Origin of the sequence: Dongia sp., assembly GCF_041910485.1 — a bacterium.
Classification (GTDB): domain Bacteria; phylum Pseudomonadota; class Alphaproteobacteria; order Dongiales; family Dongiaceae; genus Dongia.
On record NZ_JAYRQR010000035.1, the window covers coordinates 282,409 to 305,179 of the forward strand.

The window sequence follows — 22,771 nt, forward strand, 5'->3', positions numbered from 1 at the left end:
CGTGGCCGTCCGGTCATTGGACAAGGGCGAGCGGGGCTTTCGGGCCGCGCTCGCCCTCGCCGCGCTCACCTTGGCGGCTGTCGTGGCCTTGATCCTTGCCATCGGCATGGCGATGTCGATCGGCGAACTGCCGACACCGCTGTTCGCAACCTACCAGGCGATTGCCCATCACCTGATAGGTGCCAGCACCGACCTCTCACCCATCGAGCTCGGGATTCTATGGGATTATCGCCTCAGCCGGGCTCTCGTCGCCGCCTGTTGCGGTGGCGCGCTCGCTATATCGGGCGTCATCCTGCAGGCCCTCCTCCGCAATCCGCTGGCCGAACCCTATGTGCTTGGCATCTCGGCCGGCGCATCAACGGGTGCCGTCAGCATCATGATTCTCGGCCTCGGCGCGGGCGTCCTCACCGTCTCTGGGGGCGCATTTCTTGGCGCTGTCGTCGCTTTCGCCGTCGTCAGCCTGCTGGCGGCTGGTACGGGCGGCGGGTCGGAGCGGATCATCCTCGCCGGCGTTGCTGGATCTCAACTCTTCAATGCCGCCACATCCTATATCGTGACGACCGCGGCCAATGCTGAACAGGCGCGCGGCGTGATGTTCTGGCTGCTCGGGAGCCTCAGTGGCGTGCGCTGGCCGGACGTTTACATGGCGGCGCCAATCGCCATTCTGGGGTTTGTCGTTTGCCTGCTTCACGCGCGCGCCCTCGACGCTTTCGCTTTCGGGACCGATGCCGCGGCTTCGCTTGGCATAAATGTGCGGCGGGTCCGGCTGACGCTTTTCGGCCTCACGGCACTCATGACGGCAACGATGGTGGGGATCGTCGGTTCAATCGGCTTTGTCGGGCTGGTCATTCCGCATGCCGCGCGCTTTCTGATTGGCCCTTCGCATCTGCGCCTGCTGCCCTTCTCCTTTCTCGGCGGCGCGCTCTTCATGGTCGTCGCCGACATCATTTCGCGAACCATCATCCCACAACAAATTCTCCCGATCGGCGTGGTGACGGCGTTGTTCGGCGCCCCGGCCTTCGCCTTCATTCTCTATCGCGCAAGGAGATCCATATGAGTATCGCGGCTCGCGACATTCGCTGGTCCGCCGGCGGCCGCCTGATCGTCGATGGTGTCAGCTTGGAGGTACCTGCCGGCAAGACTGTGGGTCTGATCGGCCCGAACGGATCCGGCAAATCCTCCCTTCTTCGCCTTCTGTGCAAATTGAGAAGGGTGGAAGGCGGCGTCATCACGTTGGGGGGTACGGATATCGCATCGCTTACCGCGCGCCAGATCGGGCAAAGAACCGCGTTTGTCGAGCAGCAGGTCCTGACCGAGGCAGATTTGACCGTCGCCGATGTCGTGCGGCTTGGGCGAACACCCCATCGCTCGGCGCTGGCGCCCTGGACACCGATAGATGAGTCTGCTGTCGCAGAGGCACTCTCCGCTGTCGGGTTGACTGAATTCAGCACGCGCTTGTGGCGCACGCTTTCCGGCGGCGAGAAGCAACGCGTGCAGATCGCGCGCGCGCTGGCTCAGTCACCCAGCGAATTGCTGCTCGACGAGCCGACCAACCATCTGGATATCCAGCACCAGCTTGAAATCCTTTCTCTGGTTTCCAGCCTGCCGCTGACCGTCATCGTGGCATTGCACGACCTGAACCTCGCCGCCATGTTCTGCGACACGCTGGTCGTCCTCAATCAAGGCCGCGTCTGCGCCCACGGAACACCGGTTTCCGTCCTGACCAAATCATTGCTGCGCGAGGTGTTCGGCGTCTCCGCGGACATTCAGCTGATGCCCGGCTCAAGCGGGATTCGTCTTCATTTCCTGCCTGACCGGATCGTAGCGCAGCGATCGAGCGAAGCTGCATGATGAGCCAGCTTGCCAATCACACCCTGAAGGAAGAAATCCGGCAGTATTGGTCGGACCGCGCCACCACCTTCGACCTCGCCTTCGGCCATCGCCTGCCGCCGGGGCCGGAGTTTGACGCCTGGCGGGCAGCGATCACCAACCATCTCGACAACGCTCCCCGCGACGTCCTGGAACTCGCGTGCGGCACTGGCGAGGTCACCCGCGTGCTGCTGTCACTGGGATACCGCGTGACCGGCCTCGACTTTTCCGAAGCGATGCTCGCGACGGCAAAGCGCAAGCACCTTGAGAAGGGCGAGCAGGTGCGCTTCCTCCTAGCCGACGCTGAAAATACCTACCTGCCGGCAGCCGGATTCGACGCCATCGTTTGCAGGCACCTGGTCTGGACGCTCACCGATCCGGCCGCCGCATTTCGGGAATGGCATCGCCTGCTGCGGCCGGGCGGCAAGCTCCTGATGTTCGACGGCGACTGGGCACACCCCACTGCGCGAGGACGGATGGCAGCCAAGCTGATCGGTTGGATCGATCGCATCAAAGGCGCCGATCCATTTTACGACGGGGCAATGAGCGAGCAGCATGCACGGATCATGGCGGACCTCCCCTTCGGCGATGGCTTGACCGTGGCGCGCCTTCAACCGTTGTTGATGGAGGCGGGCTTTACCGATTTCCGCCTGTCGTCGCACGCACCGATCGCACGGGCCCAGCGGCAGAATGCGAACCTCCGCAACAGGCTGCGCACATTCGTCTATCGGCGGTTCATCCTCTCTGCGCGACGCCCGGCAACATCACGGACGCTCTAGCTGCTCGATCAGCAAATCCGCGAATGCATCGGCGATCGAGCTTGTGGCATCGCCCGGGCGGATGATGAAGTAAGGATGTGGCGCCGGGATTTCGAGATCGAGCGCTTTGACCAGCGTGCCGCGCCGGAGGTCGTCGGCGCACAGGATGGTGCTGCCGATGGCGATGCCGCAGCCTTCCCGCGCCGCCTCGAACGCCAGATGCGAATTGGGCAGATAGACATTCTGCCGGGGCGCCACCTGCTTGCGCCCGCCGGCCCGCAGCAGGCGCGGCCAATCCTCGACGCTGTCACCATGCAGCAAGGTGTGATGCTGCAGATCCTCGACCGAGCGGATCGGTGAGCGGTAAAGGAGTTCGGCACTGCAGACCGGGAAATAGCGCTCATCGCGCAGGATGGCGGTACGCCGCCCGACGGTATCCCGCTCGCCGAACGAGATGATGACATCCATCGTCTCGTCCGCTGCCTCGATCGGAAACTGGCGCACGGTGACGGAAGGGTAGCGTTCGAGAAAAACGTCGAGAATGGGCATGAGCCGCCGCGCCGCGAAGGCAGGCGCGCACGCAAAGCGCAACTCGCCTTCGACCCGCGCATTCTGCGTGGTGCGGCAGGCGAGATGGATTTCGTCGAAGGCGCTGCCGAGCTTCTGATAGAGCTCGGCACCCGGCGGGGTCAGCGTCAGTTCCCGCCGGCTCCGCACCAGCAGCGGCACGCCGAGTTCGGCTTCCAGCTGCCGGATCTGATAACGCACCGCCCCCGGCGTCACGTTGAGCTGGTCCGCCGCGGGCGCCACGCCACCCGACCGCGCCACCGCATAGAAGGTCCTGAGTGCCGTCAAACGGGCGAGGCTCTGCAGCACGAAAACACCAATCGTCAATTAGTTTGACGAAATGGTGCAGTTTTATTCCCTTGCGTCAATCTGATTGTCAGTCTCATTCTAAATCTCACGCGATAGGCACGCGCTCTTCTTTCGGGATATAGGCACATGGCACCTGATTCAGGCACCCAATCGGCCGTTCACAGCATGGTGGACGGCAAGACGACCCCGCTCTTCACGCTCCCCGCCCGCTGGTACCACGACCCGGCGATCTACGAGGCCGAGCGCTGGGGGATCTTCGCCGCCACCTGGCAGTTCATCGGGCATGTGAGCGACCTGCCGGCGCCCGGCGATTATGTCGGCGCCAAGATCGCCGGCTTCCGCGTCTTCGTGCTGCGCGACCGCGAGGGGCGCCTCAAGGCCTTCCACAATGTCTGCCCGCATCGCGCCGCCCCCCTGGTGGGCGACGGCAAGGGCCATTGCGATGTCCTGCAATGCCGCTATCACCGCTGGACCTTCGACCATGACGGCAAGCTGAAGGTCGCCCCGCATTTCGGCGAGGCCGACTGGTTCAACAAGGAAGAGCATGGCCTGAAGCCCGTGCGCGTCGATGTCTGGCGCGGCCTCATCTTCGTCAACATCGACGGCAAGGCCAAACCGCTGGTCGAGTTCCTGGGCGACGTCCCGGCCCTGGTCGAAGCTTACGAGATGGAGAGCTTCACCAAGACCGACACGGCCGACTTCTCGATGGACAGCAATTGGAAGACCTATACCGACAATTTCGTCGAGGGCTACCACATCCCCGGCATCCATCCGGGTCTCATCCAGGCGATCGACTTCAACGGCTTCGAGACGACCTATCAGCGCAACGTCATCATCATGAAGGCGCCGCAGAAATCGGGGTCGATCTACAGCGGCCTGTGGCTGTGGATCTGGCCGAACATGACGCTGTCGATCTTCCCGGACGGTATGAACACATCGCGCATCGTGCCGCACGGCACGCGCTCGACCAGCCTCCATTACAGCTTCTATTTCAGGGACGCGTCGCCGGAAAAGGAAGCGAGCCGCCAGAGCACGATCAAGACCAATTGCGACATCGTGCGCGAGGATTTCGGCATCTGCGATGAGTCGCAGGACAATCTCGAAGCCGGCATCTACAAGCGCGGGCCCCTAAGCCCCAAGCACGAGCTCGGCGTGCGCTATTTCCACGACGAAGTCCGCGCCGGATTGAAGACCCAGGGCATTTCAGAATAACCGCTCACAGCGCTATGTTGGTTACGGCCTCAATGCGGAAGCCATCGGGATCAATCACGAACGCCGCATAGTAGTGGGGGCCGTAATCCGGCCGCAGGCCAGGTGCACCGTTGTCGCTACCGCCGGTCCTTAGAGCCGCGGCATGAAATGCGTCTACTGCAGCACGATTGGGCGCTGCAAAAGCCAGGTGAAACCCCGGTCCCGCCGCCAAATCGGCCGCCGCACGTTCCTTGATGGCAAACTTGTCGTTGCCATCGGTCAGGCCATAGCCCACCGCCTGGTCGTCTTCACCCGGCCGAATGTCTTCCCACACCCGGCGGAAACCCAATGGCGCCAAGGCAGCATCATAAAACGCCGCCGAGCGCGCGATATCGGAGACGCCAAAGGAAATGTGATGCAGCATTGCTGCCGCGTGGCGTCAGAAAGGAATGTCGTCGTCGAGATCGCCGGCGCGGCCGCCGCCTGAGGAGCCACCGCCCGACGAACCGCCGCCATAACCACCGCCGCCGCCGCCCGAGCCACCACCGTAGCCGCCGCCGCCATAGCCGCTGTCGCCATTGTCGGACATGCCGCCGCCCTCACCCTTGCCGTCCAGCATGGTGAGTTCGCCGCGATACTTCTGCAGCACGATCTCGGTCGTGTATTTCTCGGCGCCGGACTGGTCGGTCCATTTGCGGGTCTGCAGCTGGCCTTCGATATAGACCTTGGAGCCCTTCTTCAGGAAACGCTCGGCCACGTCGACCAGACGGTCGTTGAAAATGACGACGCGGTGCCATTCGGTCTTTTCGCGCCGCTCGCCGGAATTCTTGTCGCGCCAGGATTCCGAGGTGGCGATGGAGAGGTTGGCCACCTTCGTCCCGTCCTGGGTGGAGCGGATTTCCGGGTCGCGTCCCAGATTGCCGATGAGAATGACCTTGTTGACGCTGCCCGCCATGGAACTGCCCCCTGCTGGAATCCGATTGAATGAAGCTGACGAATACTGGCGCTCGTATAACGCCTCGTTGGCCATTTTCCTAGCACTCAGACGAGAAGAACAAAAGGGGTATTAAGCGCTGTCTTTCGCCGCTATGATGCCGCCCAAAGCTCCCTCTCCAATCATGTACCGAAAAGCCCCACCCCAATGGCTAACCGATTGACGGATCACAAGATTTCTGTTCGCGGCGCACGCGAGCACAACCTCAAGAATGTCGATGTCGACATGCCCCGGGATGCCCTGGTGGTGATCACCGGCCTTTCCGGGTCGGGGAAGTCGTCCTTGGCCTTCGACACGATCTATGCGGAAGGCCAGCGCCGCTATGTGGAGAGCCTCTCGGCCTATGCCCGGCAGTTCCTGGAACTGATGCAGAAGCCGGACGTCGATTCCATCGACGGCCTCAGCCCCGCCATCTCCATCGAGCAGAAGACGACCTCGAAAAACCCGCGCTCGACCGTGGGGACCGTGACCGAGATCTACGATTACATGCGCTTGCTCTTTGCGCGCGTCGGCATCCCCTATTCGCCGGCAACAGGCCTGCCCATCGAAAGCCAGACCATCAGCCAGATGGTGGACCGCATCATGGCGCTGCCCGAGGGCACGCGCCTGCTGCTCCTCGCCCCCATCGCGCGCGGCCGCAAGGGCGAATACAAGAAGGAATTCCAGGACCTGCAGAAGCGCGGCTTCCAGCGCGTGCGCGTCGACGGCAAGGTCTATGAGATCGGCGAGGTGCCGAACCTCAATAAAAAGCTCAAGCACGATATCGAAGTGGTGGTCGACCGCATCGCCGTGAAGCCTGGCATCGAGCAGCGCCTGGCCGGCAGCGTCGAGACGGCACTGGGCCTCGCCGACGGATTGCTCTTTGCCGATTACGCCGACAAGCCGGATGAGCGCATTCTCTTTTCCTCGCGCTTCGCCTGCCCGGTTTCCGGCTTCACGATTGATGAGATCGAACCGCGCCTCTTCTCCTTCAACAACCCGTTCGGTGCCTGCCCGGTCTGCGATGGCTTGGGCGAAAAACTCTATTTCGATCCCGAGATGGTGGTGCCCGACACGTCGAAGAGCTTGCGCGACGGCGCCGTCGCACCCTGGGCCAATTCGACTTCGCAATATTACAATCAGGCGCTGGAAAGCCTCGCCAAGCATTACAAGTTTTCGCTCGGGACCGCCTGGAAAGACCTGCCGAAAAAGACTCGCGACGTCATTCTGTTCGGCTCGGGCGAGGAAGTCGTCAGCATGTCCTTCGATGACGGCACCCGCTCCTACAAGACGACGCGGCCCTTCGAAGGCGTCATCACCAACATGGAACGCCGCTTCCGCGAGACCGACAGCAATTGGGTGCGCGACGAGCTCGGCCGCTATCAATCGACCAGCCCGTGCGAGGCCTGCGAGGGCAAGCGCCTGAAGCCAGAAGCCCTCGCCGTCAAGATCGACAAGAAGAACATCGCCGATGTGGCGGACTTCTCGATCCTGGGCGCCGCCGAATGGTTCGGTGGATTGTCGAAGAAGCTCACCAAGAAGCAGAACGACATCGCCTATCGCATCCTGAAAGAGATCAACGAGCGGCTGGGATTCCTCAATTCCGTTGGCCTCGAATACCTCACCCTCTCGCGCGCGTCCGCCACACTCTCCGGCGGCGAGAGCCAGCGCATTCGCTTGGCTTCCCAGATCGGCTCGGGCCTCACCGGCGTGCTTTACGTGCTCGACGAACCGTCGATCGGTCTTCACCAGCGCGACAATGACCGGCTGCTGGCGACCCTGAAGCGCCTGCGCGATCTCGGCAACACCGTGCTGGTCGTCGAGCATGACGAGGACGCGATCCGCAATGCCGACTACCTCATCGACATGGGACCGGCCGCCGGCATTCACGGCGGCACCGTCGTCGCCGAAGGCACGCCCGCCGAGGTGATGAAGTCGAACAGCCTCACCGCCCAATACTTGAACGGCAGCCGCCGCATCGAGGTGCCGTCGGAACGGCGCAAGGGCGCCGGCAAGCAGGCGAAGCTGCGCATCGTCGGCGCCAAGCACAACAACCTCAAGAACATCAGCGTCGACATTCCGCTGGGCACCATGACCTGCGTCACCGGCGTCTCCGGCGGTGGCAAATCGACCCTCATCATCGAGACGCTCTACAACGCGCTGGCCAAGCGCCTGCACGACGCCCGCACGCATCCGGGCGAACATGTCCGGATCGAGGGAATCGAGTTCCTCGACAAGGTCATCGACATCGACCAATCGCCCATCGGCCGCACGCCGCGCTCCAACCCCGCCACCTATACCGGTGCCTTCACGCCGATCCGCGAATGGTTCGCCGGCCTCCCCGACGCCCAGGCGCGGGGCTACAAGGCCGGGCGCTTCTCCTTCAACGTGAAAGGCGGCCGTTGCGAGGCGTGCGAGGGCGACGGCGTCATCAAGATCGAGATGCACTTCCTGCCCGACGTCTATGTCCAATGCGACCAATGCAAGGGCAAGCGCTACAATCGCGAAACACTCGACGTGCATTTCAAGGGCAAGTCGATCGCCGACGTGCTCGACATGACGGTCGAGGAAGGCGTCGAATTCTTCAAGGCCGTCCCCGCCATCCGTGACAAGCTCGCGATGCTGAACCAGGTGGGCCTGGGCTACGTCCATATCGGCCAGGCGGCAACCACCCTGTCAGGCGGCGAAGCGCAGCGCGTGAAACTCGCCAAGGAACTATCCCGACGCGCCACGGGCCGCACGCTCTACATCCTCGACGAGCCCACGACCGGCCTCCATTTCGAGGACGTGCGCAAGCTCCTCGAAGTGCTGCAGCACCTCGTCGACCAGGGCAACACCATCGTCGTCATCGAGCACAATCTCGAGGTCATCAAGGTCGCCGACTGGATCATCGACTTGGGCCCCGAAGGCGGCGACAAAGGCGGCCGCATCGTCGCCGAGGGCACGCCGGAAGATGTCGCCGACACGCCCGGCAGCTATACGGGTCAGTATCTGGCGCCGTACCTGAGCAAGCGCGTGAAGAAGAAGACCGCGAGGGGATAAGCATGACATATAAACTCTTCTACAGCCCGGGCAGCGCCGCGATGGCGGCACATGCGATGATGATCGAGATGGGCGTGAAGGCCGCGTTCGTGCTGATCGATAACGAGAAGAACGAGCAGAAGAGCGCTACCTATATGAAGCTCAACCCGCATGGGCGCGTGCCGACGCTGATCTATGACGACAACAGGGTCATGTATGAAAGCGCCGCCATCTGCGAATTCCTGACCGAGCGGCACCCGGAGGCGAAGCTCGCCCCCGCCATCGGCCATGCCGATCGCGGCCTCTACCTGCAATGGATGGCCTACCTCACCAACACCGTGCAGGAAGCGCTCATGCATTGGTGGCACAACGAGTACTTCGTCGACGGCGCGGCCGAGCAGGCGAAGGTGAAAGCCAAGGCCGAGGAACGTCTCGGAAAGATGTGGGCCTTCCTCGACGGTGAACTCGCCAAGAGTGGCCCCTATCTCTGCGGCAGCACCTGGTATGCCTGCGACTATTTCCTGGCGATGCTGATCCGCTGGACGCGCAAGATGCCGACGCCCGGCCACACCTACCCGCATCTCAACAAATTGGTGCGCGCGGCGATGGCACGCCCGGCCTATGCGCAGATGCTGAAGGATGAAGGCATCGAACAGCCGGTCTAAGTCGACCCGGCGAAACGGATGCCGACGATTGGACCGTCGGCGCGCACCACTTCGCACGCATATTCCGACCCGTCATTGAGACGCAGCGTGAAAAGATGGGGGAGCGGCGTCAGGTTCGGAAAGACGAGCCTCGCCCCGCCCTCCGACCAGTCCCGCACTTGGCAATCATAGAGGCTGGCGCCGTCATTGAAGACGGCCTTGGCCCCTTTCAGCATCTTGCGGCGCGGATGCCGGCGCTTTTCCGATCCTGTATCGGCCATGTTCGCCCTCCCCGGCGGGGAACCCGCGCATCCTGCTGCAGTCCCGCGCCCCAGGCTACGGCGCCTTGGCTGCAATACCCTCAACCTCGATCAACCAATCCGGGCTCGCAAGGCCGGAAACGATGACAAGGGTGGAGGCCGGCTGTGCCCCGTTCAGCACCTTGTCCCGGGCGATGCGCGACGCCGGCACGTCGCTGGCGCGGGTCAGGAAGACATTCACTTTGACCAGATCCGCGACCGTCATTCCGTCCGCTTCCAGACAGGCGGCGAGGTTCGACCAGGCAAGCTCCGCCTGCGCCTCGAACCCGGCGGCGGTCTGGTGGTCCCGGCCGCAGCCGACCTGGCCGCTGATATAGAGCCAGCGATAGCCGGCCGGCGCCGCAACCATCTGCGAATAACGGCTGAAGGGCGGCGGGGCCGACGGTGGGTTGAGGTGGTTCAGCATCTGCATCTCCTTGAACAGGCGGCATTAATGGTCCTGCGGCGCGGCATCCTTGTCAAATCCGGCCAAAGCTTGCAGTGACCGCCCGGGGAGGCTATGACCCGCCCCATGACCGTTTCAAATCAGCAACCCATCCACGTCGTCGGTGCCGGCCTCGCCGGCTCGGAAGCCGCGTGGCAGCTCGTCTCGGCCGGCATCCCGGTCGTCCTCCATGAGATGCGGCCCGACCGTGGCACCGACGCCCACCAGACGGACCGCTGCGCCGAGCTCGTCTGTTCGAACTCGTTCCGCTCCGACGATGCCGAGAACAATGCGGTGGGCCTGCTGCATGAGGAAATGCGCCGCGCCGGCTCGCTCATCCTCAGCGCCGCCGACAAGCACAAGCTGCCGGCCGGTGGGGCGCTCGCCGTCGACCGCGACGGCTTTGCCGAGGCCGTGACGAAATCCCTTATCGAACATCCGCTCGTCACCTTCACGCGCGGCGAGATTGCCGGGCTTCCGCCCGCTGAGTGGGATAGTGTCATCGTCGCGACCGGCCCCCTCACCTCGCCGCCCCTGGCGGACGCGATCCTCACGCTCACCGGCGAAGCATCCTTGAGCTTCTTCGACGCGATCGCACCCATCGTGCACCGCGAAAGCATCAATATGGAACGTGCCTGGTTCCAGTCGCGCTACGACAAAGTCGGACCAGAGGGCGACGGCGCCGATTACATCAACTGCCCGATGGACAAGCCCGAATACCTCGCCTTCATCGACGCGATCCTTGCCGGTGAGAAGACCGAGTTCAAGGAATGGGAAGGCACACCCTATTTCGAAGGCTGCCTGCCGATCGAAATCATGGCCGGGCGCGGCCCCAACACGCTGCGCTTCGGACCGATGAAACCGATCGGCCTCTTCGATCCGCACGCGCAACGCCGCCCCTATGCGGTGGTGCAGTTGCGCCAGGACAATGCGCTGGGCACGCTCTACAACATGGTCGGCTTTCAGACGAAGCTGAAATATGCCGAACAGGTGCGGGTCTTCCGCATGATCCCCGGGCTCGAGAATGCCGAGTTCGCGCGATTGGGCGGCCTCCACCGCAACACCTTCCTCAACAGCCCGAAGCTCTTGGATACATCTCTGCGCCTGAAAGCGATGCCGCGCCTGCGCTTCGCGGGTCAGGTGACGGGCGTCGAAGGTTATGTCGAAAGCGCCGCCATCGGCTTGCTCGCCGGCCGCTTCGCCGCCGCCGAACGGCTGGGCCGCGCGCTGGAAGCCCCGCCCCTCACCACCGCCTTGGGCGCCCTCATCGGCCACATCACGGGCCAGGCCGACGCCAAGCATTTCCAGCCGATGAACGTCAATTTCGGCCTCTTCCCCGAGATAGATCCGCCGGAAGGCCTCAACAAGGCGCAACTGCGCGAATGGAAAGCTGGCCGCAAGCCACGCCTCAGCCAGCGCGCGCTTGGTGATCTCGGCAATTGGCTCGCCCGTTAGAGATCGCCTGCCGAAGCGCTACAGCGTCTCGCTCGCAGCGAGGTCCTCAAGCAGTTTGGTCGTGGCACCTTCGCCGATGCACTGGCCGAATTTGGCGTCATCCTTGATGCTGACACAGGCCCGGCCGTCTACCTCGTCGCCGCCAAGGCGCGTCATCAGTTTTTCAGCAAGGCATGTACGGGCATCGCTTCCCGTCCGCCCTTCCTTGTTGCAGGCACTCGTTTCATCGAAGACGGTGACAACCATTTCACCCGCCAGCACGCCCTCGATCTTCTTCCATGAAGCCGGTTCGATGGGTGTTCCCGACTTTTCCCTCAGCTTTCGCAGCATCGCTCCGGTCAATGCGCAGGTCATGCCCTTTTCGGCATTGTCGGCCGAAGGGCAATAGGTCACCGCCTGCCCACTTGGATCGAAGGCGTTCATCAGCCCCTTGGTATAGCAAGCCATATAGGCGTCGGAACCGCCGCCATAGGAATCGGCCATGCAATCGCCGGCGATCTTGGCGACGACCTGACCCAGCGCGTGTTTCAGCCGGTCATCGAACACACCCGTCATTTGCGTGCCAAAGGCGCCTGCGGCAGATGGCGCGATGGTCGGTTCCGTGACGGGCGTTTGAACTGAGGCCGCCGCCGTTTCCTTCTTCGTGGCCGGTGAAGATTGGCAGGCACTGAGGGCCAGAGCCATCAAGGCGACCGCAAGGGCCGCGTGGCGAAAATACATAAAGAAAGCCTCTGTCGATCACGGTTGCAACGAACCGTATCAACGCCCTCTATAGCTGTCCATATCAATCGCGTGACAGGTTCAAGCCCGTACCAAGCGAATCAGGCGCCGATGCGCTCCAGCTTGATGCGGATCGAGCGCGCGAAACCGGCCCAATAGATGCAGAGGTCGCGCTGCTGCGGCGTCGGGCAGAAATCGACCGCCTTCTCATCGACCTCGAAGGCACGCAGCATGGTCTCGTCGACGCATTTCTTCAGCGCCGCCTGATCGGGTGTGGCACAGCTCGCCTTGACGCGCTCGCTGAGGAGGTTCGCCGCCTGCTTGCTGCGTTCCTCTCCACCGCCCCATTGTACCTCGGGCGCCAGTCGGTCCGATCCGCTGTTGGCAACGACATGGCCGACGAACTGGCCTTCCAGGATGCAGCTGACGAAGGGCTGCAATCCCTTGTCTCGACCGCACAGTAACGATCCTTCCTGCGCGTCGAAGGCCACCACCATATGCGTCCGCACGCAGCTGTCGCCCTCGGGCGATATCTTCTGATAGCCGTCTGGGCTGGTCAGCGACACATGGCAAGCATCGGAGAGCGCCTGCTGCAGATTGCTGACCGCATCCTTCGTGCCGCTGAGGCGCCAGATATCTTCGCTGGTGGCGGCACGCGGGCCGGACCGTTCCTCGTCCGACACGCAGGCGGAGGCGGACGCCAGCACCGTCGCGACCATCAAGGCCCGCGCCAGCCGGGAAGATTGTTTGACCGTGAACATCCGGGGCACCTCTTAGGACCTGATCCGACCGATGGCGGTCTTCCAGCCGGCATAGAGGCGCTCCCGTTCGTCGGCCGCCATTTCCGGGCGGAACTCGCGCTCCTGCTGCCAGTTGGCGGCGGCGGCCTTCAAGTCCGGGATGATGCCGACACCGAGCCCGGCGGCAATCGCCGCCCCCAGCGCCGTCGTCTCCACGACGACCGGCCGACCGATCGGCACGTTGAGTAGATCGGCCAGGAACTGCATCACCCAATCGTTGCGCACCATGCCGCCATCGACGCGCAGCGAGCTGACATCGGTCCCCGTATCGTCCGTCATCGCACTCATCAGATCGCGCGTCTGATAACAGACGGCTTCGAGCGCCGCGCGCACGATCTGCGCGATGCCGGTATCGCGCGTGAGGCCCAGCAGCGCACCGCGCGCCATCGGGTCCCAGTAAGGCGCGCCAAGGCCGGTGAAGGCCGGTACCAGATAGACACCGCCCGTCCCGCGCACCGAGCGCGCCAGCCCTTCCGTCTCGCCCGCCTGGTGGATGAGCTTCAACCCGTCGCGCAGCCATTGCACGGCAGCGCCCGCGATGAAGATGCTGCCCTCGCTCGCGTAAGCCAACTCACCCTTGAGGCGATAGCCGACCGTGGTCAGCAAGCGGTTCTTGGACAGGACCGCCTTGCCGCCGGTATTCATCAGCGCAAAGCAGCCGGTGCCGTAGGTGCTCTTGATCATGCCGGGCGTGAAGCAGGTCTGACCGATGAGGGCCGCCTGCTGGTCGCCCGCCATGCCAGTGACAGGCAGGCTCACGCCGATCTCGCGCGGGTCAGTGGTGCCGAAGGCCGCCGCATTATCACGGATCTCCGGCATCATCGACCGCGGCACCTTGAAGAGCGCCAGCAGCTCGTCATCCCAGGCGAGCTTATGAATGTCGCACAGCATGGTGCGCGACGCGTTGGTGACGTCAGTCGCATGCGCCTTGCCACCGGTCAGGCGCCACAGCAGAAACGTGTCGATCGTGCCGAAGGCAAGCTCGCCTTTGTCGGCCGCCTCGCGCGCGCCGGCCACGTTCTCAAGGATCCAGGCGATCTTGGTGGCGGAAAAATAGCTGTCGATGAGCAGGCCGGTCTTCGCCTGGATCATCGGCTCCATGCCGTCGGCAATCAGCTCCTTGCACAAGGGTGCCCCGCGGCGGTCCTGCCAGACGATCGCATTATGGACGGGCTTCCCCGTCTTCCTGTTCCAGACGACCGCCGTTTCGCGCTGGTTGGTGATGCCGATGGCAGCGACCCGCGCCGCACCCACCTTCTCGAGCACGGACTTCGTCACCTTAACGGTCGCACGCCAGATCTCCTCCGGGTCATGCTCGACCCAGCCGTCGGCCGGATATATCTGCGGCAATTCCTTCTGCGCAGTCGCTTGCGGCTCGCCCTTCAGCGAGAAGGCGATGGCGCGGGTGCTGGTCGTGCCCTGGTCGATGGCGAGAATGAGATCGGCGCTCATGGCAACCTCACTTCGTGCCGAACAGGCGATCGCCGGCATCGCCCAGACCCGGGACGATGTAAGCATTCTCGTTGAGATGAGAGTCGAGCGCCGCCACGAAGATCGGCACGCTCGGATGGGCTGCCTGCACCACCTGGACACCTTCGGGTGCCGCCACCAGCGACATCAGGCGGATATTGCTGTCAGGGATTCCGCGCTTGTTGAGCGTATCGATCGCCGCCGCGGCCGAATGGCCGGTTGCCAGCATCGGATCGACCAGAATGAAGATGCGACCTTCTGGCTCCGGCAGCTTCACGAAATACTCGACCGGCCGCTTCGTCTCATGATCGCGATAAAGACCGATATGCCCCATTCGCGCGGCGGGGACGAGTTCCATCAGCCCATCCGCCATGCCGAGGCCGGCGCGCAGGATCGGCACCACGGCGATCTTCTTGCCCTTGATCACCGGCGCATCCATCTTGGTGAGTGGCGTCTCGATTTCCTGGGTCGTCATCGGCAGATCGCGCGTCAGCTCATAGCCCATCAGCAGCGCGATCTCCTTCAGCAGCTGACGGAACAAGGTGGTCGGCGTGTTCTTGTCGCGCATCATGGAGAGCTTGTGCTGGATCAGCGGATGATCGAGCACGTTGAGCGTCGGGAATTCCTTGAATGTCTTGACCATGATCTGCTCCCTGCCTGCTCCCGCCCTTTTGGACGGATTATCGTTCGTTCAGATGACCTGGAAACCGTGCTTATAGGGGTCGCGGTCGTCGATGAAGATAGTGTTGTAGCCGGTGACCCGCGCCCAGCCTTCGATCGAGGGGACGATCGCCGGCCTGTTGCCCACACTTGCTGCCTGTTCGACTCGTCCCTTGAACAGCGAGCCGATAATGCTTTCATGGACAAAGCTGTCGCCGACCTTCAGCTTGCCCTTGGCCGCGAGTTGCGCCATGCGCGCCGAGGTTCCGGTGCCGCAGGGCGACCGGTCGATCGCCTTGTCGCCATAGAAGACCGCATTGCGCGCATCCGCGCCGGCGACCGTCGGTTTGCCTGTCCACAGGATATGCGAGAGGCCGCGGATCGTCGGATTGTCCGGATGCTCGAACGTGTAGCGCTCGTTCATGCGGCGGCGCAGTTCGCGGCTCATGGCAATAAGCTGCCCGGCCGTATAATCCGCCATGTCCCGATAGCCCGGCTGCGGCTCGACGATGCAATAGAAATTGCCGCCATAGGCCACATCGACCTTGATCGGCCCGATCTCGGGGCAATCGATGTCGAGCCCTTCCGAATGCAGGAAGCCCGGCACGTTGGTAAGGCGCACGCTCTCGACATATTCGCCCACCTGCTCGTAGGTGGCGACCACCAGACCTGCCGGCGTGTCGAGGCGCAGCTCGCCCGGCTTCTTCGGCCGCACCAGCCCGTTTTCGATGGCGACCGTCACCGTCCCGATGGTGCCGTGGCCGCACATGGGGAGGCAGCCGGACGTCTCGATGAACAGGATGGCAACATCGCAATCGGGGCGCGACGGTGGATAGAGAATGCTGCCCGACATCATGTCATGCCCGCGCGGCTCGAACATGAGCCCGGTCCGAATCCAGTCGAACTCTTTAAGGAAATGCTGGCGCCGCTCGCTCATAGTGGCACCGGCAAGCTGCGGCCCGCCCCCTGAGACAACGCGGACCGGATTGCCGCAGGTGTGCGCGTCGATGCAGGAGAAGGTGAATCGGGCCATAGTTAACCTTTTGATGGGCAAAGAAGTTTAGGGCGCGGCGAAGCATGACAGCCAGCCCGCCAATTGATATAACCCGGCCCCGGCCTTGGCAATCTTGATAAGGCCGATTCTGATCCACGAAACCCTGCGGCGGCCTTTCCTGCACAATGTTTTCCAATCGTGTCATCGGGTCGCCTCGGCGCGGCGTTTGGAAGGACAGATCGAGCGGTCGCAAGCGCTCGATCATGGCAAGCGCTTTTGCTACCATCCTGGTGGCGGGCCTCTACTGCCTGCTCAGCGCGGTCATTCTGTTCCGCGTGCAAGAGACCACCGACCCAGTGCTGGCCGCCAGAATCCAGGAACGCGAAGGCGGCCTCTATGGGCCGGCCCATGACGCCGACATCGCCGCCTACAAGCTCGAACGCTACGCCCTGCGGCGGCCGGACATTCTGATCGTCGGATCGGCGCGCCTCGCCGCCTTGCCGGGCGAGGCCTTCTCAGCGGCAGCTTTCAATGCCGCTGGCGCCGTGGATTCCGTCGAACAATTGTCGCGCTTTGTCAGAACGGCGCTGGCCCTTCATGCGCCGAAATCGATCCTCATCGGCCTCGATTATTGGTGGTTCCACCCGGATGCCGCCAAGGGTCCGGTTCGCGACACCGAAACCAGCAGCCTTGCGCGACAGCTGATCGATCCGCTGCTCTGGCTGGTGACCGCGAAGATCTCGGTGGGTGAGTTCCTTCAAGGGGTCCTTCCCATGGGTGCGACCGGCGGCGTCGGCGCGCTCGCTATCCTTGATGGCCAGGGCTGGGACGCTTATGGCCGCTATGAAGGTGGCCGCTCCGGCCCAGTCGGAGCCAGTGCGCCGCAGCTTGCCCAAGATCTCCATGTCGGTCCTTCTTCAGACGCTCTGCAGCAACTTGGCGCATTGCTTGCCGAACTGGACAAGCGGCAAGTCGAAGTCGTGCTGATGGTCCCGCCTACCAGTTCGTCTTGGCGCAACGCGATTGCCAAGGACCCAGCCAATCGATTGATGCCGCTGTGGCTCGACGCCTTGCGCTCGCTTGGCCAACCGATCTTCAATTTCGAGGACGCGGCCGCTCTGGGCGCCACCGATTGCGAACTTATCAACGATGTCTCCGGCGGCGAAGTCTTTTACCTTCGCGCCTTGGACGCGATTGGAAACTATGGCGGCACCGCATTGAGTCAAGGTCTCGACCGGGACCTGATTTCGAGCCTGGTGAGTTCGAACGCCAACAATGTCCGGATTGTGGAACTGCTTCCCCCAGATGCACCGGCCGATGCGCAAGTCCGCAGCGGCTGTCGCAAGGATATGTGATCGATGCTGTTCAACTCATACCAGTTCATGTTCGCCTTTCTGCCGGCGGCCCTGGCGATGTTCTTCCTGCTGGGTCGATTTGCCGGGCGCGATGCCGCCATCGGATTCCTCACGCTCGCCTCGATCTTCTTCTATGCCTGGTGGAGTTGGATCTACATCCTGCTGATCCTCGCCGAGGTCGCCTTCAGCTTCCTCATCGGCCGGCAGTTGGAAAGAACCGATCTCGACGACCGGCAGCGGCGCTGGATCCTGACCGGCGCCATCGCCATCATTCTGGTCGTCCTCGGCTACTTCAAATACGCCAACTTCTTTCTAGGCATCATCAACGATCTCAGCGGCACCGAATTGACGCTGGGCAAGATCATCCTGCCGCTTGGCATCTCCTTCCACACCTTCCAGCAGATCGCCTATCTGGTCGATGCCTATCGCCGCCGTGCGAAACATTACCGGTTCATGGACTTCGCGCTGTTCGTGACCTTCTTTCCGCAGCTGGTCGCGGGTCCCATCGTCCATCACAACGAAGCCATTCCGCAGATTCGCCAGCCGGGCTTCCTGAAGCCCCGCACCATCAACCTGCTGGTGGGCGTCTCGCTGTTCGGCCTCGGTCTCTTCAAGAAGACGGTCATTGCCGATACGCTGGCCCAGGTTGCGAACCCCGCCTTCACCTCCGCAGCCGGGGGTGCGCATCTGACCTTGGTCGAAGCCTGGATGGGGGCGCTGGCCTACAGCCTGCAGCTCTATTTCGACTTCTCCGGCTATTCGGACATGGCGATCGGCCTTGCGCGCATGTTCAACGTGCGCTTCCCCGCGAACTTCCATTCGCCCTACAAGGCCGTCAACATCGCCGATTTCTGGCGCCGCTGGCACATGACCCTGTCTCGCTTCCTGCGCGACTATCTCTATATCCCGATGGGCGGTAACCGCCGTGGCCCCGCGCGGCAGATGCTCAATCTCTTCCTCACCATGCTGCTGGGTGGCCTGTGGCATGGTGCGGGCTGGACTTTCATCATCTGGGGCGCCCTCCATGGACTCTTCCTCGCCCTGCAAAGACTATGGTCCGGCATTGCCAAGAGGCAGGGCATCAACCTGCCGCGCCCCGTTGGCTGGTTCATCACCATGCTTTGCGTCATGGCGGCCTGGGTCTATTTCCGCGCCGATACGATCCACACGGCGCACAGCGTCCTCGCATCGCTCGCCGGCCTCAATGGCTTCGGCCTCAAGACGCCAAACCTGCCCGACCTGCCGCTCGACGGTTGGCCGGTGATCCTCATTGCTGGCCTTGTCGCGACACTGGCTCCCAACAGTGCCGAGATATTCCGCCGTTACGCACCAACCTTGAAGCTGGTGACGCTCTCCTATCGCCGCCTGGGACGGTGGGAAGAATACCTCGAATGGCGGCCGGTCGCTCTCTGGGCTTTGGCGGCGGGACTCGTCACGACGGCGGGCGCCGTCGCCATCCTCGGCTGGCAGTCCGAGTTCCTCTACTTCCAGTTCTAGGGGACGATCTTGGCTATCCGCACTATGCGCTATGCACTTATCTTCGCCTTGCCGCTGGCAATCTCGTTCGCGGCACTCGGCGTCTCCTATCGCATCCTCGATCGAACAGGCGAGACCATCGGACCCGTCGAGGCCGCCGGGATCCAGCAGGAAAAGGACCTGCGCTACAGCTCGGCCCTCTTCTATCGGCCGCGCCCCTACAAGATTGAACGCGCCCGCCTCGCCAAGGCTGATATCCTGATCCTCGGCTCCTCGCGCGCCATGCAGTTCCTGTCACAACCCTGGCGGGCGAAGGCCTACAATGCCGGCGGCGCCATGCGCGATCTCGAATCCGGCAAGATCTTCGTCGACCAGGCCCTGAAGGACTACCGGCCGCAGCGCATGCTGATCATGCTCGACTGGTGGTGGTTCAGCGAAACGCGGCGACCGGATGCGCCGACCGACGCCTCACCCGACACGCCGCTGACGCTTCATGAACTGACGCAGCCGGCGGTCTGGGTCTGGAACGGGACCTTGTCACTCGGGCAGATGGCCGATGCGCTCTTCGCCGCCGACCGGTTGCCGGTGGGCATCGGCGTACCGGCGCATTTCATGGATGCCGGCTGGGACCCGTTCGGTCACTACGATTACGGCCTCGGTCTGACCGAGCAGGCAGGCGGCAGCGACATCGGTTTCGAGAAGACGCTGAAGGATATCCAACGCACCTCAAAGCGTAACGACCGGGCTCCGTCGAATGCCTTTTCAGAGGAAAGTTGGCAGCGCCTCATCGCCCTGGTGCAGGGGCTGCAGGATCGCGGCACCGATGTCATCCTGGTCCTGCCGCCAGTCGCCCAGCCGATCTTTGATTGGCTCAATGAACAACCTGAACCCAATCTGGTGAAGGAGTTGCAGCGCCGGTTACCGACGTTGCCCGCACTGACTTTCGACTTCCACGACCCGGCGAGCATCGGTACCGACGGGTGCGAATTCGTGGACGGCATTCACGGCGGCGAAGTCACCTATCTGCGCGTGCTCGACGCGATTGCGGCGGACCCCAGCGCCGACCTTGAACAGGCGGTCGACCGGCCGCTTGTGCAACGCCTTATCGCCGAGAATAGTGGTCACGCCACCGTTCGCTGGCCGAATTCGGACCGGGCGCCGGAAGCCGATTTCAACAGCCTCGGCTGCAAGAAATAATCAGCGGCCGCTCTTCAGCAGGTCTCTGATTTCCGCCAGCAGCTTTTCGCTTTCGCTCGGAGTCGGCGGGGGCGCAGCCTCTTCCGCTTTCTTGAAGCGGTTGATCTGCTTGACCAGAATGAAAATCGCGAAGGCCACGATCAGGAAGTTGATCACGGCGTTGAGGAAGACGCCGTAATTAATGGTGACGGCCCCGGCATCCTGCGCGGCCTTCAGCGTTTCGACGTCCGGTCCGCTGAGGGTCAGGAAGAAGTTGCTGAAGTCGATCCCGCCCATGATGAATCCGATGGGCGGCATCAGGATATCCTTCACCAGCGAATTGACGATGCCGGTAAAGGCCGCGCCGATGATGATACCGACGGCAAGGTCGACGACATTGCCGCGCATCGCGAAATCGCGGAATTCTTTGAACACGGTTCTCCCCTCCCTCAGCATTCTGCCGCTCTCACGTTAGGTCAGGCCAGAACGTCACGCAAGGCGGCGACGACCCTTGTCACATCATTGTCAGCCATGTCCGGATAAAGCGGGATCGACAGCTGCCGCTCGTAATAGGAATTGGCGCCCGGCAGATCCAGTGCGCCGTAGAGCCCGCGATAGTATGGCTGGCGATGCACCGGCAGGTAATGAACCTGCGTGCCGACGCCTCGCGCCTTCAACTCATCCATCACCTGCGCCCGCGACTTGCCGATGCCGGCGAAGTCGATGAGGACGGCATAGAGGTGCAGCGCCGCATTGTCGCCCGGTTGCTTGGGGACGATTTTGAGGCGCGGGGCGAGTGCGGCGAGCTGCTGATCGTAGAGGGCCGTCAACGCGCGGCGGCGTTCGATGAAATGCGGCAGCTTCTTCAACTGGCTTTCGCCCAGGGCGCAGGCGAAATCGGTGATGCGGTAATTCCAGCCCAGCGCGTGCATCTCGTAGTACCAGGGGTTCGGCTGACCGTTCGGCGCAAAGGCCAGATCGCGGTGCCGGAACTCGGCCGCATCCCGCGTCATGCCGTGACTGCGGTAGAGCTGCATGGTCTTGTAATGCTGCGGATCGTTCGTCGTCGTGACGCCGCCCTCGCCCGTCGTCATCGTCTTCACCGGGTGCAGCGAGAAGCAGGCGAGCTCCGACAGGGCGCAGGCACCGACTTGGGCCGTGCTGTTGTTGCCCGACTGAAGAATCGTTCCCAGCGCGTGACAGGCATCCTCGATGATCTTGACGCCGCGCGCTTCGGTGATGGCGCGGATCGTCGCCATGTCCGCGCAATGACCGTTGAGGTGCACGGGCAGCACCGCTTTCACCTTGGCCGAGCCGGCGCGCTTAAAGGCTGCGTCGAGCGTCTCCGGCGTCAGTCGACCGCTGTCGGGATCGACATCGGCGAAGATCACGTCGGCCCCACAGAAGCGCGCCGCATTGGCGGTGGCTAGGAATGTCAGGGTCGGCACGATGACCGCATCGCCCGCGCCGAGCCCCAGCGCGATACACGCGAGATGCAGGGCGGCCGTCCCGCTGTTGCTGGCGATCGCGTAACGCGCGCCCACGGTTTCGGCGAAGGCCTGCTCGAAGCGGCCGACGCCGGGTCCGGTGGTCAGGTAATCGCCTTGCAGGGCCTTGGTGACAGCGGCCAGATCATCCGCATCGATGCTCTGCCGACCATAGGGAAGAAAGGAATTAGTGCTCATCGTCTCGGAAGCGCTTGGGGAAAGGACGAAAATCTATACCGGCCGGCGGCGGGACGCGCCAGCGTCACAACGTCTCGATACACTTCCCGTTAACCATTCTTCTTTAGGGTCGAGTAAGGCCGCCCTTGCTATAGTTTGCCGAGCGGGCGGTGAGTCGCCCCGTTTTGGCAGGGAGAAGCCCCGCATCATGGAAGTTTCGGACGAGAGCCCGGAAGATATCGAATCCCAGCCCAAGGTTTTCGTCTATCGCATCCAACAGCGCAAAGGGCTCCCGACCCTGCGTGGCGAAATCCTGGCCGAGGACGAAGCCGACGCGGAACGGCAGTTGCGCCTCAAGCTGCTGACCACCAACCTGCCGCCCCACGTCAATCTCGAGGAAAAAGCCGAGATCGACGCGCGTGAACGTGCTGCCAAGTCGCGCAATGTCCGTCAGCTGCTCGATATCCTGCGCTCCCATCACGATTGGCTGCGCGGCGATGGCGGCGAGCGGGCGGACTTCACCGGCCGCAACATGTCCGGCCTGAAACTGCCCCGCCTCGATCTCTCGATGGCCAATCTGTCCGGCTGCGATTTCTCCGGCACCGACCTCTCCGAGAGCAAGCTGCAGGGCGCCAATCTGGCTGGATCCAACCTTGCCGGGGCCAACCTCAAGGATGCCGACCTCTCCGGGGCCGACCTTTCCGACGCCAATCTGAAGGGCTCCAATCTGGCTGGCGCCAACCTTGACGGGGCCGACCTGTGGCGGGCCAATCTGATGGGGGTCGAGGTGGCGCCGGATGTGCTGCACCGCGCCCTTTCCTGCCGCCATCCCGGCTCGAACCAGCCGAACGACCAGTAAAAATACATATATTTCAATAATTTGACCAAATCCTTGCGGTCTTGGCCCCGAGGTGGGTATCACTGC

At 63.0% G+C, this 22,771-nt stretch carries 23 protein-coding genes; 11 read left to right on the plus strand and 12 right to left on the minus strand.

The window, feature by feature from the left end:
* Window position 1: 1 nt before the first annotated feature.
* Genes ACE3PP_RS12165 through ACE3PP_RS12175 form a run of 3 tightly spaced genes read left to right on the plus strand, consistent with a single transcriptional unit; the run spans window position 2 to window position 2,648 of the window.
* Complete coding sequence (locus ACE3PP_RS12165) at window positions 2-1,057, plus strand: FecCD family ABC transporter permease (protein WP_374382546.1); 1,056 nt, start codon at window positions 2-4, stop codon at window positions 1,055-1,057.
* On the plus strand, window positions 1,054-1,851 hold the full coding sequence (locus ACE3PP_RS12170; protein ID WP_374382549.1) for an ABC transporter ATP-binding protein: 798 nt from the start codon (window positions 1,054-1,056) through the stop codon (window positions 1,849-1,851). The genes ACE3PP_RS12165 and ACE3PP_RS12170 overlap by 4 nt, the downstream gene beginning before the upstream one ends.
* The gene (locus tag ACE3PP_RS12175; RefSeq protein ID WP_374382552.1) at window positions 1,848-2,648 is read left to right on the plus strand and encodes a class I SAM-dependent methyltransferase; all 801 of its coding nucleotides are present in this window, start codon (window positions 1,848-1,850) and stop codon (window positions 2,646-2,648) included. Before ACE3PP_RS12170 ends, ACE3PP_RS12175 begins: the two co-directional genes overlap by 4 nt.
* Here ACE3PP_RS12175 and ACE3PP_RS12180 read toward each other — a convergent pair.
* Window positions 2,634-3,521 carry a LysR substrate-binding domain-containing protein gene (locus tag ACE3PP_RS12180; RefSeq protein WP_374382555.1) on the minus strand — a complete coding sequence of 296 codons (888 nt, stop codon included), beginning with the start codon at window positions 3,519-3,521 and terminating at the stop codon, window positions 2,634-2,636. The two genes, ACE3PP_RS12175 and ACE3PP_RS12180, sit on opposite strands and share 15 nt — an antisense overlap.
* Before the next feature lie 108 nt (window positions 3,522-3,629).
* Here ACE3PP_RS12180 and ACE3PP_RS12185 point away from each other — a divergent pair, with 108 nt between their 5' ends.
* Window positions 3,630-4,715, plus strand: a complete 1,086-nt coding sequence (locus ACE3PP_RS12185) for an aromatic ring-hydroxylating dioxygenase subunit alpha (RefSeq protein WP_374382558.1) — start codon at window positions 3,630-3,632, stop codon at window positions 4,713-4,715.
* A 4-nt stretch (window positions 4,716-4,719) separates the two neighbouring features.
* Here ACE3PP_RS12185 and ACE3PP_RS12190 read toward each other — a convergent pair whose 3' ends face one another.
* Both ACE3PP_RS12190 and ACE3PP_RS12195 read right to left on the minus strand, forming a co-directional pair.
* Window positions 4,720-5,118, minus strand: coding sequence for a VOC family protein (locus ACE3PP_RS12190; protein WP_374382560.1), 399 nt, complete (start codon window positions 5,116-5,118; stop codon window positions 4,720-4,722).
* Window positions 5,119-5,133: 15 nt separating this feature from the next.
* Complete coding sequence (locus tag ACE3PP_RS12195) at window positions 5,134-5,649, minus strand: single-stranded DNA-binding protein (protein WP_374382563.1); 516 nt, start codon at window positions 5,647-5,649, stop codon at window positions 5,134-5,136.
* 186 nt (window positions 5,650-5,835) lie between these two features.
* Here ACE3PP_RS12195 and uvrA point away from each other — a divergent pair, with 186 nt between their 5' ends.
* On the plus strand, window positions 5,836-8,709 hold the full coding sequence (gene uvrA / locus ACE3PP_RS12200) for an excinuclease ABC subunit UvrA (RefSeq protein WP_374382570.1): 2,874 nt from the start codon (window positions 5,836-5,838) through the stop codon (window positions 8,707-8,709).
* A gap of 2 nt (window positions 8,710-8,711) precedes the next feature.
* The gene (locus ACE3PP_RS12205) at window positions 8,712-9,353 is read left to right on the plus strand and encodes a glutathione S-transferase family protein (RefSeq protein ID WP_374382573.1); all 642 of its coding nucleotides are present in this window, start codon (window positions 8,712-8,714) and stop codon (window positions 9,351-9,353) included.
* Here the strand turns inward: ACE3PP_RS12205 and ACE3PP_RS12210 are convergent.
* Window positions 9,350-9,613, minus strand: coding sequence for a PilZ domain-containing protein (locus tag ACE3PP_RS12210; RefSeq protein WP_374382576.1), 264 nt, complete (start codon window positions 9,611-9,613; stop codon window positions 9,350-9,352). The two genes, ACE3PP_RS12205 and ACE3PP_RS12210, sit on opposite strands and share 4 nt — an antisense overlap.
* 55 nt (window positions 9,614-9,668) lie before the next feature.
* The gene (locus tag ACE3PP_RS12215; RefSeq protein WP_374382578.1) at window positions 9,669-10,058 is read right to left on the minus strand and encodes a RidA family protein; all 390 of its coding nucleotides are present in this window, start codon (window positions 10,056-10,058) and stop codon (window positions 9,669-9,671) included.
* A gap of 105 nt (window positions 10,059-10,163) precedes the next feature.
* On the opposite strand from ACE3PP_RS12215, the gene trmFO reads away from it, so the two are divergent.
* Window positions 10,164-11,531, plus strand: a complete 1,368-nt coding sequence (gene trmFO, locus ACE3PP_RS12220) for a methylenetetrahydrofolate--tRNA-(uracil(54)-C(5))-methyltransferase (FADH(2)-oxidizing) TrmFO (protein ID WP_374382581.1) — start codon at window positions 10,164-10,166, stop codon at window positions 11,529-11,531.
* Between the two features lie 18 nt (window positions 11,532-11,549).
* On the opposite strand, the gene ACE3PP_RS12225 is transcribed toward trmFO, so the two are convergent.
* From ACE3PP_RS12225 to ACE3PP_RS12245, 5 genes are all read right to left on the minus strand, one after another.
* Complete coding sequence (locus tag ACE3PP_RS12225) at window positions 11,550-12,251, minus strand: hypothetical protein (RefSeq protein ID WP_374382584.1); 702 nt, start codon at window positions 12,249-12,251, stop codon at window positions 11,550-11,552.
* 101 nt (window positions 12,252-12,352) lie between these two features.
* A complete protein-coding gene (locus tag ACE3PP_RS12230; protein ID WP_374382587.1) occupies window positions 12,353-13,012 on the minus strand; it encodes a hypothetical protein in 660 nt (219 codons plus the stop codon).
* Window positions 13,013-13,024: 12 nt separating this feature from the next.
* Window positions 13,025-14,503: a glycerol kinase GlpK gene (gene glpK / locus ACE3PP_RS12235; protein WP_374382590.1), complete on the minus strand. Its 1,479-nt coding sequence runs from the start codon at window positions 14,501-14,503 to the stop codon at window positions 13,025-13,027.
* Between the two features lie 7 nt (window positions 14,504-14,510).
* The gene (gene upp, locus ACE3PP_RS12240; RefSeq protein ID WP_374382593.1) at window positions 14,511-15,164 is read right to left on the minus strand and encodes a uracil phosphoribosyltransferase; all 654 of its coding nucleotides are present in this window, start codon (window positions 15,162-15,164) and stop codon (window positions 14,511-14,513) included.
* Window positions 15,165-15,212: 48 nt separating this feature from the next.
* A complete protein-coding gene (locus ACE3PP_RS12245) occupies window positions 15,213-16,214 on the minus strand; it encodes a 4-hydroxyproline epimerase (protein WP_374382596.1) in 1,002 nt (333 codons plus the stop codon).
* Window positions 16,215-16,438: 224 nt separating this feature from the next.
* On the opposite strand from ACE3PP_RS12245, the gene ACE3PP_RS12250 reads away from it, so the two are divergent.
* Genes ACE3PP_RS12250 through ACE3PP_RS12260 form a run of 3 tightly spaced genes read left to right on the plus strand, consistent with a single transcriptional unit; the run spans window position 16,439 to window position 20,203 of the window.
* Window positions 16,439-17,530, plus strand: a complete 1,092-nt coding sequence (locus tag ACE3PP_RS12250; RefSeq protein WP_374382599.1) for a hypothetical protein — start codon at window positions 16,439-16,441, stop codon at window positions 17,528-17,530.
* A gap of 3 nt (window positions 17,531-17,533) precedes the next feature.
* Window positions 17,534-19,027: an MBOAT family protein gene (locus ACE3PP_RS12255; RefSeq protein WP_374382601.1), complete on the plus strand. Its 1,494-nt coding sequence runs from the start codon at window positions 17,534-17,536 to the stop codon at window positions 19,025-19,027.
* Between the two features lie 9 nt (window positions 19,028-19,036).
* Window positions 19,037-20,203, plus strand: a complete 1,167-nt coding sequence (locus tag ACE3PP_RS12260) for a hypothetical protein (protein WP_374382603.1) — start codon at window positions 19,037-19,039, stop codon at window positions 20,201-20,203.
* Here the strand turns inward: ACE3PP_RS12260 and mscL are convergent, their stop codons facing one another.
* Together mscL and pseC are read right to left on the minus strand one after the other, a co-directional pair.
* On the minus strand, window positions 20,204-20,638 hold the full coding sequence (gene mscL, locus ACE3PP_RS12265; protein WP_374382606.1) for a large conductance mechanosensitive channel protein MscL: 435 nt from the start codon (window positions 20,636-20,638) through the stop codon (window positions 20,204-20,206).
* Window positions 20,639-20,658: 20 nt separating this feature from the next.
* Window positions 20,659-21,867: a UDP-4-amino-4,6-dideoxy-N-acetyl-beta-L-altrosamine transaminase gene (pseC, locus tag ACE3PP_RS12270; RefSeq protein WP_374382608.1), complete on the minus strand. Its 1,209-nt coding sequence runs from the start codon at window positions 21,865-21,867 to the stop codon at window positions 20,659-20,661.
* 187 nt (window positions 21,868-22,054) lie between these two features.
* On the opposite strand from pseC, the gene ACE3PP_RS12275 reads away from it, so the two are divergent.
* Window positions 22,055-22,705, plus strand: coding sequence for a pentapeptide repeat-containing protein (locus tag ACE3PP_RS12275; protein WP_374382611.1), 651 nt, complete (start codon window positions 22,055-22,057; stop codon window positions 22,703-22,705).
* Window positions 22,706-22,771: the final 66 nt, after the last annotated feature.